15 protein-coding genes are annotated in these 17706 nt (G+C 33.7%); 11 read left to right on the top strand and 4 right to left on the bottom strand.

Going from position 1 to position 17706, the window contains the following annotated elements:
- The first annotated feature begins 141 nt into the window (after window positions 1-141).
- Both E0I61_RS00080 and E0I61_RS00075 read left to right on the top strand, forming a co-directional pair.
- Complete coding sequence (locus tag E0I61_RS00080; RefSeq protein ID WP_132068622.1) at window positions 142-2532, top strand: penicillin acylase family protein; 2391 nt, start codon at window positions 142-144, stop codon at window positions 2530-2532.
- 63 nt (window positions 2533-2595) lie between these two features.
- Window positions 2596-3942 carry an FAD-dependent oxidoreductase gene (locus E0I61_RS00075; RefSeq protein ID WP_132068621.1) on the top strand — a complete coding sequence of 449 codons (1347 nt, stop codon included), beginning with the start codon at window positions 2596-2598 and terminating at the stop codon, window positions 3940-3942.
- 138 nt (window positions 3943-4080) lie between these two features.
- Here E0I61_RS00075 and E0I61_RS00070 read toward each other — a convergent pair whose 3' ends face one another.
- Window positions 4081-5601: a helicase HerA-like domain-containing protein gene (locus E0I61_RS00070; protein WP_132068619.1), complete on the bottom strand. Its 1521-nt coding sequence runs from the start codon at window positions 5599-5601 to the stop codon at window positions 4081-4083.
- A 374-nt stretch (window positions 5602-5975) separates the two neighbouring features.
- On the opposite strand from E0I61_RS00070, the gene E0I61_RS00065 reads away from it, so the two are divergent.
- The 7 genes from E0I61_RS00065 (at window position 5976) to E0I61_RS00030 (ending at window position 12574) form a co-directional block, all read left to right on the top strand.
- Window positions 5976-6794 (top strand): MotA/TolQ/ExbB proton channel family protein, encoded by an 819-nt coding sequence (locus E0I61_RS00065; protein ID WP_131991553.1) that lies wholly within the window; start codon window positions 5976-5978, stop codon window positions 6792-6794.
- Between the two features lie 77 nt (window positions 6795-6871).
- The gene (locus E0I61_RS00060) at window positions 6872-7483 is read left to right on the top strand and encodes an ExbD/TolR family protein (protein ID WP_131991555.1); all 612 of its coding nucleotides are present in this window, start codon (window positions 6872-6874) and stop codon (window positions 7481-7483) included.
- 18 nt (window positions 7484-7501) lie between these two features.
- Window positions 7502-8047, top strand: coding sequence for an ExbD/TolR family protein (locus tag E0I61_RS00055; protein ID WP_131991557.1), 546 nt, complete (start codon window positions 7502-7504; stop codon window positions 8045-8047).
- A 39-nt stretch (window positions 8048-8086) separates the two neighbouring features.
- Window positions 8087-8881 (top strand): energy transducer TonB, encoded by a 795-nt coding sequence (locus tag E0I61_RS00050; RefSeq protein ID WP_131991559.1) that lies wholly within the window; start codon window positions 8087-8089, stop codon window positions 8879-8881.
- Between the two features lie 233 nt (window positions 8882-9114).
- Window positions 9115-10038 (top strand): PstS family phosphate ABC transporter substrate-binding protein, encoded by a 924-nt coding sequence (locus E0I61_RS00040; RefSeq protein ID WP_132068617.1) that lies wholly within the window; start codon window positions 9115-9117, stop codon window positions 10036-10038.
- A 16-nt stretch (window positions 10039-10054) separates the two neighbouring features.
- Entirely contained in the window at window positions 10055-11722 is a 1668-nt protein-coding gene (locus tag E0I61_RS00035) for a tetratricopeptide repeat protein (protein ID WP_132068615.1), read from the top strand.
- A gap of 219 nt (window positions 11723-11941) precedes the next feature.
- Entirely contained in the window at window positions 11942-12574 is a 633-nt protein-coding gene (locus E0I61_RS00030; RefSeq protein WP_131991650.1) for a 7-carboxy-7-deazaguanine synthase QueE, read from the top strand.
- Window positions 12575-12650: 76 nt separating this feature from the next.
- Here E0I61_RS00030 and E0I61_RS00025 read toward each other — a convergent pair whose 3' ends face one another.
- Window positions 12651-13193, bottom strand: a complete 543-nt coding sequence (locus tag E0I61_RS00025; protein WP_132068613.1) for a YfiT family bacillithiol transferase — start codon at window positions 13191-13193, stop codon at window positions 12651-12653.
- 16 nt (window positions 13194-13209) lie between these two features.
- Window positions 13210-13926: a class I SAM-dependent methyltransferase gene (locus E0I61_RS00020; RefSeq protein ID WP_132068611.1), complete on the bottom strand. Its 717-nt coding sequence runs from the start codon at window positions 13924-13926 to the stop codon at window positions 13210-13212.
- A gap of 92 nt (window positions 13927-14018) precedes the next feature.
- On the opposite strand from E0I61_RS00020, the gene E0I61_RS00015 reads away from it, so the two are divergent.
- Entirely contained in the window at window positions 14019-14516 is a 498-nt protein-coding gene (locus E0I61_RS00015) for a YkgJ family cysteine cluster protein (protein WP_131991571.1), read from the top strand.
- 90 nt (window positions 14517-14606) lie between these two features.
- Here the strand turns inward: E0I61_RS00015 and E0I61_RS00010 are convergent, their stop codons facing one another.
- Window positions 14607-15824 carry an exo-beta-N-acetylmuramidase NamZ family protein gene (locus E0I61_RS00010; RefSeq protein ID WP_132068609.1) on the bottom strand — a complete coding sequence of 406 codons (1218 nt, stop codon included), beginning with the start codon at window positions 15822-15824 and terminating at the stop codon, window positions 14607-14609.
- 113 nt (window positions 15825-15937) lie between these two features.
- On the opposite strand from E0I61_RS00010, the gene E0I61_RS00005 reads away from it, so the two are divergent.
- On the top strand, window positions 15938-17164 hold the full coding sequence (locus E0I61_RS00005; protein WP_132068607.1) for an ABC transporter permease: 1227 nt from the start codon (window positions 15938-15940) through the stop codon (window positions 17162-17164).
- The last annotated feature ends 542 nt before the right edge of the window (window positions 17165-17706 follow it).

The following is a 17706-nucleotide window of genomic DNA, read 5'->3' as shown; positions in this document are numbered from 1 at the left end:
ATTTATTCATATCATAATTGAGAGTGTTTAAGTTCGTAAAGAATTTAAACACTCTTTTTGTTTAGTACCAAAAGCCAATGAAAATAAATTGTTTTAAATAACTTTCAAATCCTATATATTTGTTTATCAATTTATTCAAATATGAAAAAATTTAAAACAGTCCTTCTGGTTTTACTTTCGTTAGTAGCAGTTTTAGCAGTAGCTTTAATTATTTATGGGTTTTATCTAAAACCAAAATATGAGGGCGAACTGCAACTGAAAAACATTCAAAAAGAGACGACAGTTTATTTTGATGAGTTTGGCGTTCCGCATATTTATGCGACTAATTCAAAGGATGCAATGATGGCTTTGGGTTATGTTCATGCGCAAGACCGATTGTGGCAAATGGAACTGATGCGCCGTATTGCTCCGGGACGATTATCGGAGATTTTTGGTTCTGTAGCACTGAAAAACGATAAATTCTTTGCAGGACTTGGAATCCAAGAAGCATCTGCAAAAGCGATTGCAGTATTGGATAAAAACAGTCCAAGTTATCAATTGACCATAGCGTATTTGGATGGCATTAATCAATACCTGGAAGAAGGAACAACGCCGATAGAGTTTAGTTTAATCGGAGTTAAGAAAGAGAAATTTACGATTGAAGACGTTTATAATATTTTTGGTTATATGTCTTTTAATTTTGCGATGGCTCAAAAATCAGATCCGTTATTAACTGATATTCGAAACAAATATGGAATGGAATATCTCAAGGATTTTGGGATTGATGGTTCGTTTAATACCACCCGAATTAAAAATGCCAAAGAAACACCTCAAGAATATAGCGCTATTTCAAAGTCGGTAGCCTTGCTTTTAGATCAGTCTCCAGTTTCTCCTTTTATAGGAAGTAACAGTTGGGTTATTGCTCCAAAGAAAACGAAAAATGGAAAAGTCATTTTTGCTAATGATCCACACATTGGGTTTTCGCAACCGGGAACTTGGTATGAAGCACATCTAGTGACGCCGGATTTTGAATTGTACGGTTGTTATTTGGCGGGAACTCCATATCCTTTATTGGGGCACAATCGCGAGTATGCGTATGGTTTAACTATGTTTGAGAATGATGATATTGATTTGTACCAAGAGGAGAATAATCCAAATGATGCCAATGCTTACAAGATACCAAGCGGTTTTAGTGCTTATGAGGTTCGAAAAAAAATTATAAAAGTAAAAGATTCTACTGATGTGGTTTTAAATGTAAAAATCACGCGTCACGGACCAATAGTGAATGACTTGATTGATGGTTTGCAGCAAGACAAACCTGTTGCGATGTCTTGGATTTATACGCAACAACCCATACAAATTCTTGAGGCTGTTTATGAACTTTCGCATGCTAAAAGTAAAGCCGATTTCCAAAAAGGAGTCAGTTTGATAGCGGCGCCCGGTTTAAATATAATGTATGGCGATGCCAAAGGAAATGTGGCTTGGTGGGCAACTGGAAAATTATACAAGCATAATGCGGGAGTGAATCCTAATTTTATTTTGGATGGCTCCAGTGGTAAAGATGATATTAAAGAATATCTGGATTTCTCCAAAAACCCATCGGCGGTAAATCCAAAATGGGATTATGTGTATTCTGCGAATAACCAACCGGAACCTATAGATGGATTTTTATATCCTGGCTATTACCTTCCTGAAGACAGAGCAAAAAGAATCATGCAGTTATTAAATCCAAAATCAAATTGGGACAAAACTGCAGTAGGAGAAATGATTTTTGATAATACGTCATCAGTAGCTCCGGAAGTGGTTAAACAATTAATATCGGAAGTGAATCAAAAATCACTTTCTGAAAATGAAAAAGAAGCCTTAACTGTTTTGAAAGAATGGAAAGGTTCCAATAATCTTGCTGATGTTGCACCAACAATTTACAACAAATGGATTTTTAATTATTTGAAAAATACCTTCGAGGATGAACTGGGTGCAGTTAATTTCAAGCAATTTTTAGACACGCATATTATGAAGCAAATTATTGCAAAACAAATTAAGAATCAAGAATCACTTTGGTGGGATAATATAAGTACTAAAAATGTAAAAGAAACCAGAAGTAATATTATATCAAAATCGTTTAAAGAGTCAATTGTAGCTTTAGAAAAACAATTGGGAACTTCGGTTTCTGATTGGACTTGGAATAAGGTTCACACGGTAGAACACCAGCATCCATTAGGGAAAGTGGCAGCATTAAGAAGAATTTTCAATGTAGGGCCTTTTGAAGTTTCAGGTTCCACCGAAGTCATTAATAATTTGTTTTTTGATTTTACGGATGATGGAAATTATATTGTAAAAGGAGGCCCGTCAACGAGAAGGATTATTGATTTTTCGGATATAGAAAACAGTTGGAGCATTCTTCCAACTGGACAATCAGGGAATCCGTTAAGTGCGCATTACAGTGATCAAGCGGAGTTGTATAATTCTGGAAAATTTAGAAGAATGAAGCTGAACAGGGATGAGATTGTTAGAACTTCAACAAAATTGGTTTTTATTCCACGTAAAAATTAATAGTTTTTAAAGTTCTTAGTCTAATAAAATCAGTAATTTTGCCTAACTTTTTATAAAAAATTAATGCAAATTTCCAAAAAAATAGCGGTTGTAGGTTCAGGATTAGTTGGATCTCTATTAGCTATTTACCTTCGTAAAGCAGGTCATACTGTTCATGTTTTCGATAGAAGCCCAGATATTAGACAAATTCAGTTTTCCGGCCGTTCTATTAATTTAGCCATGTCTAACCGAGGCTGGAAAGCACTTGATGGTGTGGGAGTGGGTGACGCCGTGCGAGCCATTGCAATTCCAATGGACAAACGTGCCATTCATCTTGTTGACAAACTTAATTTTCAAAATTACGGACAAGAAGGCGAATCTATTTACTCGATTTCAAGAGGAACTTTGAATAGAAAAATGATCGATTTGGCGGAAGCTGCAGGAGCTGAATTCTTTTTCGAACATAAAATATGGGATGTAACTTTAGATGATGCTACTTTGCACATCGGTGAAACCGAAAGAGGTGCTTGGGAGGACAAAAAATATGATATGGTTTTTGGTGCCGATGGTGCTTTTTCCAGAATCCGCCATCGCATGCAGCGTCAAAGCATGTTTGATTATTCGCAAGAATTTTTACCTATTGGATATAAGGAATTAAACATTCCTGCAAACTCGGATGCAACCCATAAATTAGACAAAAATTCGTTTCATATTTGGCCACGAGGGGAATATATGTTGATTGCATTACCCAATTTAGACGGTAGTTTTACATGTACTTTATTCATGCCTTTTGAAGGAGAAAATTCTTTTGCTTCTTTGAAAGATCAAAAAGAGGTGGAAGCTTTTTTTGAGAAAAACTTACCGGATACCATTGATGTTATTCCAAAATTGACGGAAGATTTTTTTAAAAATCCAACAAGTACTTTAGTGACGATGAAATGTTTTCCTTGGACTTACGAAGATAAAATTGCTTTAATTGGTGACGCTTGTCATGCAATTGTTCCATTTTACGGACAAGGAATGAATGCGGGCTTTGAAGACATTTCGATTCTTTATGAAATGATTGAAAAGTATGGAGATGATTGGAAAACGATTTTCTCTGAATATCAAAAATCCCGTAAACCAAATGCAGATGCCATTGCAGAACTTTCCTATCGCAATTTTATGGAAATGAGTTCTAAAACGGCTGATGAAAAATTCCTGCTGCAAAAGAAAATCGAAAAATCATTCTCAGATAAATACCCGGAAAAATGGATTCCGCTTTATAGCAGAGTAACCTTTAGTGATCGTCCTTACGCCGAAGCTTTGGCTATTGGGGATTATCAAAATGCTATTATGGAAGAAGTTTTGAAAATGGAAAACATCGAGAATATTTGGGATAGCGAAGTGGTAGAAAAGAAAATTTTAGAGTTGTTGGGTGAGAAGGGGTGAAAAGTGAGTAGTGAAAAGTGAATAGAATTTACGGCAATAATTTTTCAATATTTACAGGAATTACAAAAAGACATTGATTTGTTTCAGTATTTTCAAAGATAAATGGTATAACTTTTCACTACTCACTTTTTACACTCTTCACTTCTTAAACATTTTTGTTAAAACGCCAAAAGCACCTCTTATAAAAGTAGCACTTGTGAGTACTTTCAAAACTGATTTCCCTACTACACTAGCTGTACTTGGGCCTTTACTTTCTTCTTTTTCAGATGTTTTTTCCTGTTCTTGTTCTGCTGCTTCCTGTTCGACTATGGCAATTTTTTTATTAAGCATTTCATAAGCACTTTCACGGTCAATAAGTTCGCTATATTTTTTTACCAGTTTTGATTTGTTATTGATTTCCTGAATTTCACTTTCGGTCAAAATATCCATTCTACTCATAGGCGCACGCATCATCGTTGCTGCAAGTGGTGTTGGAATTCCTTTTTCGTTCAGAGCTGAAACGAGCGCTTCTCCAATTCCAAGACTTGTCAAAACTTCATCAGTTTTGTAATAGTCAGAAGTAGGGTAGTTGTCAGCAGTTTGTTTTATGGCTTTCCGGTCATTTGCTGTAAAAGCCCTCAAAGCATGTTGGATTTTTAAGCCTAATTGCGCCAAAACGCCACTTGGAATATCCATTGGGTTTTGTGTGATGAAGTAAATTCCTATTCCCTTAGAACGAATCAGTTTTACAATCGTTTCTATTTGTTCTAATAATGTGTTGCTTGCTTCATTGAAAATCAAATGAGCTTCATCGATAAAAATAATTAATTCTGGTTGATCCGAATCTCCTTTTTCAGGCATTTGTTGGTAAATTTCGGCCAGTAAACTCAGCATAAATGTCGAAAATAATTTTGGTTTGTCTTGAATGTCAGTCAATCGTAAGATATTGATGTATCCTTTTCCATTTTCGTCAATGCGCATTAAATCTTCTACGTCAAAAGACATTTCTCCAAAAAACAAATCAGCTCCTTGTTGTTCTAATTCTATAATTTTTCTAAGAATTGTGCCTGTTGTTGAAGTAGAAATTTTGCCATAGTGTTCCTCAATTTCGTCTTTTCCTTCTTCGGTGATGTAATTTATTATTTTTTTGATGTCTTTTAAATCTAATAAAGGCATTTTATTGTCATCGCAATATTTAAAGATAACAGAAACGACACCAGCTTGAGTATCATTTAAGTTAAGGATTCGAGAAAACAAAACCGGTCCAAACTCAGAGATAGTAGCGCGAAGACGAACTCCATTTTGTTCAGATAAAGTCAATAATTCAACCGGAAAACGGGATGTTGTATAAGGGATGTTTATTTTAGCGTGTCGTTCAGTTATAAATTGTTTCTCTTCGCCTTCTTTGGCTATTCCACTAAAATCACCTTTTATGTCCATCATTAATACAGGGATTCCAAAGGATGATAATTGTTCAGAAAGTACTTGGATCGTTTTGGTTTTTCCGGTTCCGGTGGCTCCAGCAATTAATCCATGACGATTTAAGGTTTTTAGCGGTATTTTTACAGGCACATTGGGCAAAGCTTCACCGTCTAATATTGCTCCGCCAAGAGTGATGCTTTCTCCTTTAGAGCTATATCCGTCTGTAATTTGCTGTATGAAATCTTCTTTTCGGCTCATAATAGGTTTAGATTTAAATCATTTGCAAGGTATTGTTTTTTTTATAAAACCTGAAATTTTAGTGTATACTGCAGTTTTCCTGCTTTTTTACTGTTAATAATATAAAATATTAATTTTGATTAAAAAGAGGTTGTTGTTGAAATATTACGTTAATAATTCTTAAAAAAATACGTTATTTATTGTGAAAAAGTAAATTTACTTGAATTTTTTGATATAAATGCAACGTTGTGAATTGTAAATGTATTTTTGAAATAAATTTAATTATAATAAAATTAAAAAAAGTTTTTTTATTTAAACTAAAAATATAAATTTGCTCCACTACAAGTTTATTATAACTAAAGATAAATTATTTAAAACTATTAAAATTAAAAAAAATGGCAAACGTTAAAAAACAAAACGATTCAAAAGGAGGAGGAATGATTTCAGGAATCATTATTGTAGCATGTGTTTTTGTTGGATGGTTAATATGGCAATTTATAATGGGTAATGGCGCAAATTTTGAAGGCGGTGTTAATACAGGTCACCCATTACCAGGAAATATGTTAGCAATGGTATATAAAGGAGGACCGATTGTACCAATTTTGTTAGGATGTCTTTTGATGGTGGTTGTGTTCTCATTTGAACGTTATGCTGTGATCTCAAAAGCAGCTGGTACAGGAAATCTTGATAAATTCATGACAAGTGTGCAAAAAGATATTAAAGAAGGTGATATTGAAGGAGCGATTGCTGCATGTGACAAACAAAAAGGATCTGTTGCAAATCCAATAAAATCTGCTTTATTGAAATACCAAGAAGTTAAAAAAGAAGGTTTAGATAGCGAAGCTGCTGCTGAAACTATTCACAAAGAAATAGAAGAGGTTACTTCATTAGAAATGCCAATGTTAGAGAAGCACATGACTATTCTTTCTACAATGGTATCATTAGGTACACTTGCAGGTTTGTTAGGAACGGTAACTGGTATGATTAAAGCATTTAGTGCATTGTCTGCTGCTGGTACTCCGGATCAAGCTGCACTTGCAAATGGTATTTCTGAAGCATTGATTAATACAGCTACAGGTATTGCTACTTCAGCTTTAGCAATTATTGCTTACAACTTTTTTACTTCTAAAATTGATACTTTGACTTACTCTATTGACGAGGCTGGTAATACAATTGTAAATACTTACAGACACTACAGAAGTACAAAAAAATAATTAATAATTTAATTTGCAGGGAAATAGAGGTCTGGAAAACAGATTCTATTTTCTTGTAAGTATAAAAAAATATATTAATGGCTATAAAAATGCAAAAAAAAGCAGGGTCTACTGATATGACTGCTATGTGTGATGTGGCTTTTCTTTTGTTGTCGTTCTTTGTAATGACAGCAACAGCTAAGATACCGGAAGCACTTCCAGTAGATACGCCTGCGTCAACAGTTCAATCAAAGTTGCCAGATGATAATTTAGCTACTATAACTATTGGAAAAGGAAAAGTTTTCTTTGACTTAAAGGGTAGAGAAGTTAGAAAAAAGGCACTTGAGTTAATGGGTCAAAAGTACGGAATTGCATTTACTGAAGAAGAATCTGCAAAATTTGCTTTAATGGAAGGTATTGGAGTTCCAATTGCTAATCTTAAGCAACTAATTGCAATGAAGACTGCAGAAAGAAGCAAGCCAGGTTTACAGCCAGGTGTGCCTAAAGATTCATTGGATAATCAATTGCATGAGTGGATATACAATTCTCGTATTGCAAATATTGATGTTAATGACAAAGAATTGCAACTTTCTATTAAAGGTGATGCAAAAGAAGAATATCCTGCAATTAAAAAGGTTATGGATATTTTACAAGACCAGAAAATCAATAACTTCTTTCTAGTTACAGGTTTGAGAGCAACAGAAAAATAATTAAAAAAATACACTAAAATGGCTGAATTAAATACCGGCGACGGTGGAGGCAAAAAAGGTGGAAAAGTAAGAAGTAAAAAGGCAAACTCAAAAGTAGATTTAACTGCTATGGTGGATTTGGCATTCTTATTGATTACATTCTTTATGCTTACGACTACGTTGTCTAAACCACAATCGATGCCTTTGGGTTTGCCTGATAAAGAAGATGATCCTACTGATAAACCAATCAAGGTTGATGAAAATCGTACATTAACGGTTTTACTGGGAGACAATGATAAGATAGTATATTATATGGGTTTATTAGCAACTCCAATTGCTGGTCCAAAAGATATTTCTTATGGTAAAGAAGGTATTCGTAAAGAATTATTGAAAAGAAAAAAATCAGTAGTTGAATACACTGGGAACAAAGACAAAGGTTTAATTGTAATTATCAAACCAAGTAAGAAATCAAATTACCGTAATTTAGTAGATATACTAGACGAGATGGCTATTGTAGGAGTACCTTCAAATGCAATTGTAAATGATTTTTCTCCAGAGGAACTAAAATTGTTAGAAGGTAAATAAGATTTTCATATTTACTCTATAACCTAATAATTAAGAAAAATGAAATTAGATATATTCACAAACCAATGGCTTGATATTGTATTCGAAGGTCGTAATAAAGCTTATGGAGCTTACGAGCTAAGAAAATCAAATACCAAGACTAACATTAAAGCTCTTATCATTGGTGCATTTGTTTTTGCTTTTGCAGTTGGTGCCCCGCTTATTTTAAATTTGCTACCGGATTCTTCGGATGCTGATGAGACTTTAGATACTAAAATTGTTAGTATTAAATTACCACCTAAGGAAGAAATAAAAAAAGATGTTCCGCCGCCGCCGCCGCCGCCGCCAAAAGTGGATCAGGTAAAATTTGTTAAGCCAGTAGTTGCAAAAGCGGAAGAAGTTACTGAAGAGCCGCCTAAAACTATCGAAATTAAGGATAAAAAATTAGGTGCAGAAACTATAAAAGGAGATCCAGATGCTGTTTTAACTGTTGAACCGGTTGGTACTGGAACTGCAGCTGTAGTAGAAGAAGTTGATGACCAAATTTATAATACTGCTGGTATTGAGGTTAAACCTGATTTTCCGGGAGGAATTGAGAAGTTTTACAAATTTGTTGGTAATAACTATCAAACTCCAGAAGAAGAAGGATTGAAAGGTAAAGTTTATGTTACTTTTGTAGTTGAAAAGGACGGTACTTTGACTGATATTAAAGTAATCAGGGATATCGGTTACGGAACAGGAAAAGAAGCGATCCGTGTTTTGAAAAAATCTCCTAGATGGTCTCCAGGAATTCAAAATGGTAAACCAGTAAGGGTTCTTTATTCTCTTCCAATTACTATTCAATCTGCAGAATAATGTTAAATAACATACTTAGTAATATTAAGAAGAAATCGCTTAAAGAGCGATTTCTTCTTGTTTTAGGAATTTTGTTTTTTCTGATTTACCTTGTTTTAGGTTTATTTATTATCTTTATGAAGAATTTTCCACTAGTAATGGAACCTACTTATAGGATTGCTTTCGGGGCTTTACTTATTGTATATGCTTCCTTTAGATTCTTTCGAATTATTAATGATAATAATAACTAGATCATGAAAAATTATTCTAAACTTCCGTATTTTATTTTGTTTTCAGTAATAATATTGGTGTTTGCTTGTAATCAAACGAATAATAAAAAAGGCAATGAAACCATACTGAAAGGGTCAACTACAATTTATGTAGATGAGACTTTAGCTCCTATTATTGAAGATCAAGTTGCCGTGTTTGAAAATGAATATGAGGCTAAAGTAAAACTTATTGCTAAATCTGAATCTGAGACGGTTAATTCTTTATTTAATGAAAAAGCTGCTATTGCCATTTTATCTAGAAATTTGACAACTGAAGAATTGAAAATTTTCAAGCAAAGAAAAATTAATCCAAAAATAACTGTTTTTGCTACAGATGCTGTAGCTTTGATCTCTAATAAAAACAATAAAGATACGCTTGTAGCGTTAAAAGATGTTATTAGTTTTATGCAAGGTAGACCAGTAGCATCAATTAAAGGATTGGTTTTCGATAATCTAAATTCTAGTACAGTACGTTATATGAATTCTTTGGCAGGAATAAACGCTATCCCTGAAAAGGGTGTTTTCTCCTTTAAATCTAATGATGAAGTTATAAAATATGTTTCAGAAAATGATGGTATGATTGGAGTAGTGGGTGTTAATTGGCTTTCACAACCGCTTCCAGCAATGCAGAAATATGTTGATAATGTTAATACTTTAGGTGTAAAAGGACTTAATAGTGATGGCTATTATATTCCCTCACAAAATAATATAGCAGAAAAAAAATATCCTTTGGCACGTGATTTGTATATAATCAATTGTCAAGGTTTTTCTGGATTAGGAATGGGCTTCGCTTCATTTGTTGCTGGAGATGTCGGACAAAGAATAATTTTAAAATCTGGATTATTACCAGTTCGTATTCCCACAAGGAAGTTTACGATAATTGGTAAAAACGAAAATGATAAAAAATAAATTAATTACAATCAAAATGAATAAATTAAAAATTTTTAGTGTTGCATTGGTGGCTTCCGCTTTTGCGAGTCATGCACAAGATATTAATCATGCAAAAAAGGCTATCGATGCAGAGCAATTTGAAAGTGCTAAATCGATATTGAAATCGATTATCAAAACAAAACCAAGTAATGGTGCAGCTTTCTTTACTTTAGGGAATGTGTATCTTACACAAAGTGTAGAAGATTCTGCAAAAATTTATTTTCAAAATGGATTAAATGCATCTGAAGGGGCTAAATTGAATTATATCGGTTTAGGTCAAATGGATTTAGATAAAAATGATGTGACGGGTGCAAAAGCTAAATTTGATTTGGTTACTAAAGACATCAAAAAGAAAGACGTACAAGAGCATGTTTATATAGCTAGAGCCTATATGAATGTTGCAAAGCCGGATTATAAAAGTGCTATTGCAATTTTGAGCCGTGCTGTGATAAACAATCCTCAAGATGCTCAATTGCAACTTGCATTAGGAGACGCTTATTATGGTGATGGTAAACAAAATGAAGCTTATGTAGCTTACGGAAGGGCTTTTCAAGCAGATAATACTTTGCTAAGAGCTAAAATGCAATTGGGTGTTTTGTTGAAAGGTGCTAAATCTTATGACGAAGCTTTAAAAGCATATAATGAAGTTATTGCAATAAATCCTAATTATGGACCAGTTTATAGAGAATTAGCTGAAACGTATTATAAAATTGCACGTAACAAACCTTCTCAAGCTGCTGCAAACTATAAAACGGCGATAGGATATTATGATAAATACATGTCTTTAACAGATTATTCTATTCACTCAAGAATGCGTCGTGCCGATTTTCTTATCTTAATTGAAGATTATGTAGCTCTTGAAGCCGAGGCTAACAAGATGATAGAATTAGATAAAGTTAATCCAAGAATCTATCGTTATTTAGGATATGCTGCTTATAAAAATGGTAATGTTGATGTGGCTATTAAATCATTGGAAAGTTTTATCACTTCTCCTGGAAATAAAGCCATCGCTTTAGATTATTTATATTTAGGTTTAACTAAAGTGAAAAAAGGGACTAGTGCTGATGGATTATCAATTGATCCTGTTGCTTTTAACGCTGGTTTAGTAGATATTAAAAAGGCAGTTGAAATGGAGCCGTTGGCAGTTCAAGATTTAAGTGAAGTTGGTAAAAAATTATTTACACAAAAACTTTACAAAGAAGCTGCTTCAATTTTTGAATTTGGATCTAATGTTATGGATTCAAAAACATATCTTGATGATAATGTTTATTATGGTTTATCAAATTATTATGCTAATAATAGTAAAGATGTAAAACCAGACGTTGTTGCTTTACAAAAAGCAGATGCTGCTTTCGAAAAAGTATTAGTGGCATCGCCAACATATCATGAAGCATATCTTTACAGAGCAAGAACAAATAGATTGCTTGAAAAAGATGATGTTATGACTAAAAATTATGAAGAGTATGTAGCTAAAGTTACTGCTTTAGGTGCAGAAGAAACTGCAAAACCTGCGGTTAAAGCTAAAATCATTGAGTCATACAATAATATTGCTGCAAGTTATGCTAATACTGATAAAGCAAAAGCGATGGAGTATTTCAGAAAAACATTAGCGCTTGACGCAGCTAATGCTTATGCAACTGAATCATTGAAAACATTGAAATAAGATAATTGTTTCTTACATATTAAACCGATAGTTTTTTAACTATCGGTTTTTTGTTTTTAGAGGTATTCTAAATTTTAATTTTAAAAATAATGAAGTTGGTTTTTTTTTTAGAATTATTATAATTCGTAAATTTCTGTTTTTTAAAGTTTATTGTTTTAGTTCCTATTTTCAAATTAACTCCTTTTCAAATTAACTATCTTTGCACTTTAAAATTAAATAATGTTATCAAAAGAAATACAGTTAGAGGTTAATAAAGGTGCCATGCTTCCATTGATGGAGGAATTTTATACCATTCAAGGGGAAGGATTTCATACAGGAACTGCTGCATACTTTATTAGAATTGGAGGATGTGATGTGGGTTGCCATTGGTGTGATGTTAAGGAAAGCTGGAATGCTGAATTACATCCTCCAACAGGAATCGATTTAATAGTTACAAATGCAAGCAAGTACTCAGAAACTGTTGTTGTTACGGGTGGTGAGCCTTTAATGTGGGATATGAATTTGCTGACGCAAAAGTTAAAAGAAAATAATAGAAAAGTTCATATTGAGACTTCAGGAGCGTATCCGCTTACAGGAAATTGGGATTGGATTTGTTTGTCTCCAAAAAAAAATAAATTGCCTACACAAACTGTTTATGATAATGCACATGAGTTGAAAGTTATCATTTATAACAAACATGATTTTATTTTTGCCGAAGAGCAAGCTGAAAAAGTGAATGACAATGCTATTTTATTCCTGCAACCTGAATGGAGTAAAAAAGAAGAAATGACTCCGCTGATTGTAGATTATGTGATGAACAATCCAAAATGGCGCGTTTCTTTGCAAACCCATAAATATTTGAATATTCCTTAAAACTTAAAAGATCCCAAATGCAAACTAAGCTGTATTTGGGATTTTTTATTAATTGAAAAATAGTTTAAACGTTCAATTACCAACCCTTTTGTTTTTTTAATGCTGTGATATGTGCTAAGTGATGGTTTCCATGCCAAGCATAAGTTCCTATTATTTCCTTAATTTTAAATTCCTTGTTGTTTTCAGGGTGAATAAAGGATTTTTCTAAATCAGCTTCCGATAGACTATTCATTAAATACCCCAAGCGAAAGTGCAAACCTTCCAGAATAGAAAGAGTAGGCTCGATAGGCATTGTTAAATTATCGTGTAATTCAGCCCAACGATCTTCATGATAGAATTTTATTGTTGGATTATCTTCGGTCAGCGCCCATTTGATTCTGATGAAACAATTCATGTGACTGTCGGCACAATGATGAATTACTTGGCGAATAGTCCAGCCATCTTGTCGATATGGTGCTTCGAGTTGTTCCTCGCTTAAATGAAGCACTTCTTTTTTCAAGCGTTCTGGGAAACTGGCAATTTCTGCTATTTTATTAGTTAGATATTCGCTAGAATAGATTTCTGGGGGGATAAATTTCCCGATAGGATAACGTAATTTTTCTAATGCTGAGTTTTCCATACTATTATGTGTTCTTTTAAATCGAAAGCTTCGCTAAATAGTCATAATGTTCCCCTTCTAGAATTAACTCGCTTTGTAATCCATTGGCGAAAGCCGCATTTTGCAAAGTGTTATAATCCAAGTAGAGCCAAGGAAATTGGTCTTCTTTTTCATTTTTATAACGTATAGTGAAAGTCAATTCACCATAATATCCGTTACTTGGAATCCATTTCCCACCATCTTCGTCATTATCAAACATATAAATGATATCCGAAGAATCAATAAGAATTTGTCCGTTTAGGTTTAGCAAGCTTCTTAGTTTCTGTAAAAATTTTGTTGTTTCTTTTAGTGTTCCAAAAATACCCGTACCATTCATTAATAATAAAATGGTGTCAAATTTATTTTCAGGATTATCAGAATCCATCTCAAGAATGTTTTGAACTTGAGCATTTTTTAAACCTCGTAATTTACAGGCTTCAATTGCATTCTGAGAAATATCAATCGAATAAACATCAAGATTCCTTTCGTTTTGTAAATACAAACTATGACTTCCTGCGCCACAACCTACATCCAGAATTTTTCCCTTCGCAAATTGTAAGGCGTGTTGTTCCAGTTTTGGCATTTCATTATAAGAACGAAATAGATATTCAACACTCATTTCATCCTCTTCAGAAATAGAGGTTTCCGTGATTAAATCTTCCGGGGAATTATTTGTTTGAAAATCGAGTATGGCTTTGCCAAAAAGGTCTTTCATTATAGTGATGTGTTAATTTAGTTATTTGTTGATTTGTTTTAAGTAATTTCGCAGAATGTTTTATCGAATAACCGAAAAAACAAATCTAACGAATGAACACTATTTTAAACAATCTTCCTAAAGAAGCCAAAGATAAGCATATCGAAAATAAAAAGTATTTTGATAAGCTGAAAAAGAAGACGCCAAAGAATTTGGATTACGTAATGCAGGATTTGCATGACGCCGAATTCAAGAAAACGGATTGTTTGAAGTGTGCGAACTGTTGCAAAACGACAGGTCCATTATTTACGGATGCGGATATTGAGCGTGTTTCAAAATATTTACGTCAAAAACCGCAACAATTTATCGAGCAATATCTTCGCATTGACGAAGACAGGGATTATGTGTTGCAAAGTGTGCCATGTACTTTTCTGGATAATGAAAATGCGTGTATGATTTATGATGTCCGCCCAAAAGCATGCAGAGAATTCCCGCATACGGATAGAAAAAAGTTTCAACAAATCACGGACTTAACCCTGAAAAATGTTGTTATTTGCCCGGCAGCTTTTAATATTGTGGAGGAAATGAAGAAGAAATTACCTCTTTTTTAGTCAGAAAGTTTTAAAGTCGTAAAGAGAATAGCTTGAAAGTTGAATCCGATTTTCAAGTGACTTTAGGACTTTTGACTTTAAACCTTTCGACTAATATATTAAATATTTCGATCTCATTTGTTTAAACTCTATTAACCCTTTCTTCCAACTTTCTCTTATTTCTGTTTCCGAAGTCCCGGCTTCGATTTGCTGTTGCAATTTTTTAGTTCCTGCAAGTTTTGTAAAAAAGGGATTGAAGAATTTTGATTTATCAGTTGTGGTTTGATAGGCTTTAAGTAACCATTTTAATTCTAGCTTATTTACTCTTGTCTGTGTAGATAAATCTTCTCCATAACATTTGATGCCATTGTAAACTGGATTTTGAGCGCCGAAATTTGGTTTCGGAGTAAAACTGAAACTGTTTTTCGGTAAATATGGAGAGCCATAAATTTGAAATTGTTTTTCAGTTCCTCGTCCTACGCTTGCATTCGTACCTTCAAAAAGACATAAACTTGCATATAAATTTACGGCTTGATCATTCGGAAGATTCGGTGAAGGTTTTACGGGTAAGCTATATTTCATTTTCCGGTTGTAATTGATACAAGGAATAACGGTCAGTTTACATTGAACTTTATTCTTTAACCATTTTTCACCATTTATCATTTGTGCATATTCGCCAATTGTCATTCCATGAAGCAAAGGAATTGGATGCATGCCCACAAAACTGGTGAACTCTTTTTCTAGAACAGGTCCGTCAATAATGTTTATGTTAGGATTCGGTCGGTCAAGAAGTATAAGCGGAATGTTATTTTCGGCGCATGCTTCCATTATATAATGTAACGAAGAAATATAAGTGTAAAATCGAGCGCCCACATCTTGCAAATCAAAAACCATAATGTCAATTCCAGCTAATTGCTCGGGTTTCGGTTTTTTATTGTCGCCGTATAGTGAAATAATTGAAAGCCCGGTTTTAGAATCTTTCCCGTCAACCACATGTTCGCCTGCATCTGCAGTTCCCCGAAAACCGTGCTCAGGCGCAAATATTTTTTGGACAGCAATGTTTTTTTCTAATAGAAAATCTACTAAATGTGTTTTATTAGATAGAATACCGGTTTGATTGGTCACAATTCCAATTTTCTGATCCTTTAATAATGATAGATAAGCAGTATGATTATCTGCTCCAGTTTTTATTTCTGTTTTCGGATTGTCTTCTGCTTTTTCTAAATCAGATTTTACATTTTCCCTTACATCCGTTTTTTTCGCAGAACAGGAAGTCGAAATAATGGTGAAAAATATAAAACTAAACGATATTTTGAGAAATGGAATCATAATAGAGGTTCAAATAAAATTAATGGCAATTAGTGTAATTCGTGTTTTAGCTGTATTTTTGGCTTTAGCAACGCAAACTGGCGAAGCAAATCCCAATTAGAAATACAATCAAATTGAATTTAGAATATTTCATAGCCAAACGACTCATAACTGCTAAAGATTATAAAAGTAGCATTTCTGCTCCAATTATAAAAATTGCAATCTCGGCAATTGCCATCGGTATGATTATGATGATTGTTTCAGTCGCAACCGGAATTGGATTGCAGCAAAAAATTCGAGAAAAAGTTTCGGCTTTCAACGGACATATCATTATTTCGAATTACGACAACAATCAATCGGAAGTTACGCTGGTGCCTATTTCTAAAAAACAGGATTTTTATCCAAAGTTCACATCTGTTTCTGGAGTTAGCCATATTCAAGCTATTGCCAGTAAAGCGGGAATTATTAGAACCGAAACCGCTTTCGAAGGAATTATCTTCAAAGGAGTGGGGAGTGATTATAAGTGGGATAATATAAAGGAGTACATAGTTCAAGGGAGAATTCCAAATGTCAACGGGGATTTAAATGAAGAAGTTGTGATTTCTCAGTTTATTGCAAATAGATTAAATTTGAAAGTGGGTGACGCTTTCAATACTTTCTTCATGAAAGAAAAAGGGTATAATCTAAGGAATTTTGATGTTGTTGGAATTTTTAATTCTGGTTTTCAAGAATTCGACGCTACCTATATATTAGGAGATATTCGCCACATGCAGCGTATCAATAAATGGGCTCCAGATCAAATCGGAGCTTTCGAAGTTTTTGTAGACGATTTTAATACTATAGAATCTACCGGAGAGCTGGTCTATGCGCAAACGGTATCAACATTAGACACCAATACTATAATCGAGAAATACAGCTATATATTCGAATGGCTTCAACTATTTGATTTCAACATCATCGTTATATTAGTAGTCATGATTCTTGTCGCTACAATCAATATGGTAGTGGCGCTATTAGTGCTGATTCTTGAGCGAACACAAATGATAGGAATTCTGAAGGCTTTAGGGGCTAATAATTGGTCAGTCCGAAAAGTATTTCTTTACAATGCCTTCTACCTTATAGTAAGAGGATTGTTCTGGGGAAATCTAATAGGCATCTCATTATTGTTAATCCAACAACAGTTCGGTATAATTCAACTTCCTCCTGAGAACTATTACGTCAATCAGGCGCCAGTATACTTAAATTGGGGATACATACTTTTATTGAATCTGCTCACTGTGACCGTTTGTTTCTTGGTATTACTTATTCCGTCCTATATAATAACTAAAATTTCTCCAGTCAAAGCCATTCGTTTCGATTAGAAATTTACTTTGTGCGTTCCACCTTATATAAAGAGAGGCAATTATCTTAGCGGTTAGTTGCCTCTTTTTATATAAGGAGTCGGGATATACGCTACAAGTCCTCGCAAAACTTCATTTCATTACGTTTCGCTGTGGGCTTTTCTCTATTATCCCTAACGCGGGTTATGGTAAACCAGAGCTTTTTGTTATTTCGACGTATATTTTGTTACCTTATATATAGGAGTGAATAGAAAAAGTGTGTTTATGACTATATAAGGTATGGTATAAAATCTTTTAACTTGTTGTGCTCTTTTGATTGTATACTGTCAACGGAAGATGTTTTTTAGCGCGAGAGCTGTAGTGATCAGCTGGAAAAAAGACGACAAAGCGAGAATTCATCAAGATTATTATAATTAAAGAAATGCAGTTGAAAGTTCCCTATCCGCATGTGGATTGGCGTTTTTGAAGTGCAAATTGCTTTATGGGGATATAGATGGCAGTATAGGGGAAAAAACTTTGTTATTCAAGAATCATGTTTTCAGCGAGTTAAAGATTAAGTTAAG

Origin of the sequence: Flavobacterium ranwuense (genome assembly GCF_004349315.1) — a bacterium.
In the GTDB taxonomy this organism is placed as follows: domain Bacteria; phylum Bacteroidota; class Bacteroidia; order Flavobacteriales; family Flavobacteriaceae; genus Flavobacterium; species Flavobacterium ranwuense.
The sequence above is the reverse complement of the archived record's forward strand: the minus strand, read 5'-3'. Positions and strand labels throughout refer to the sequence as shown.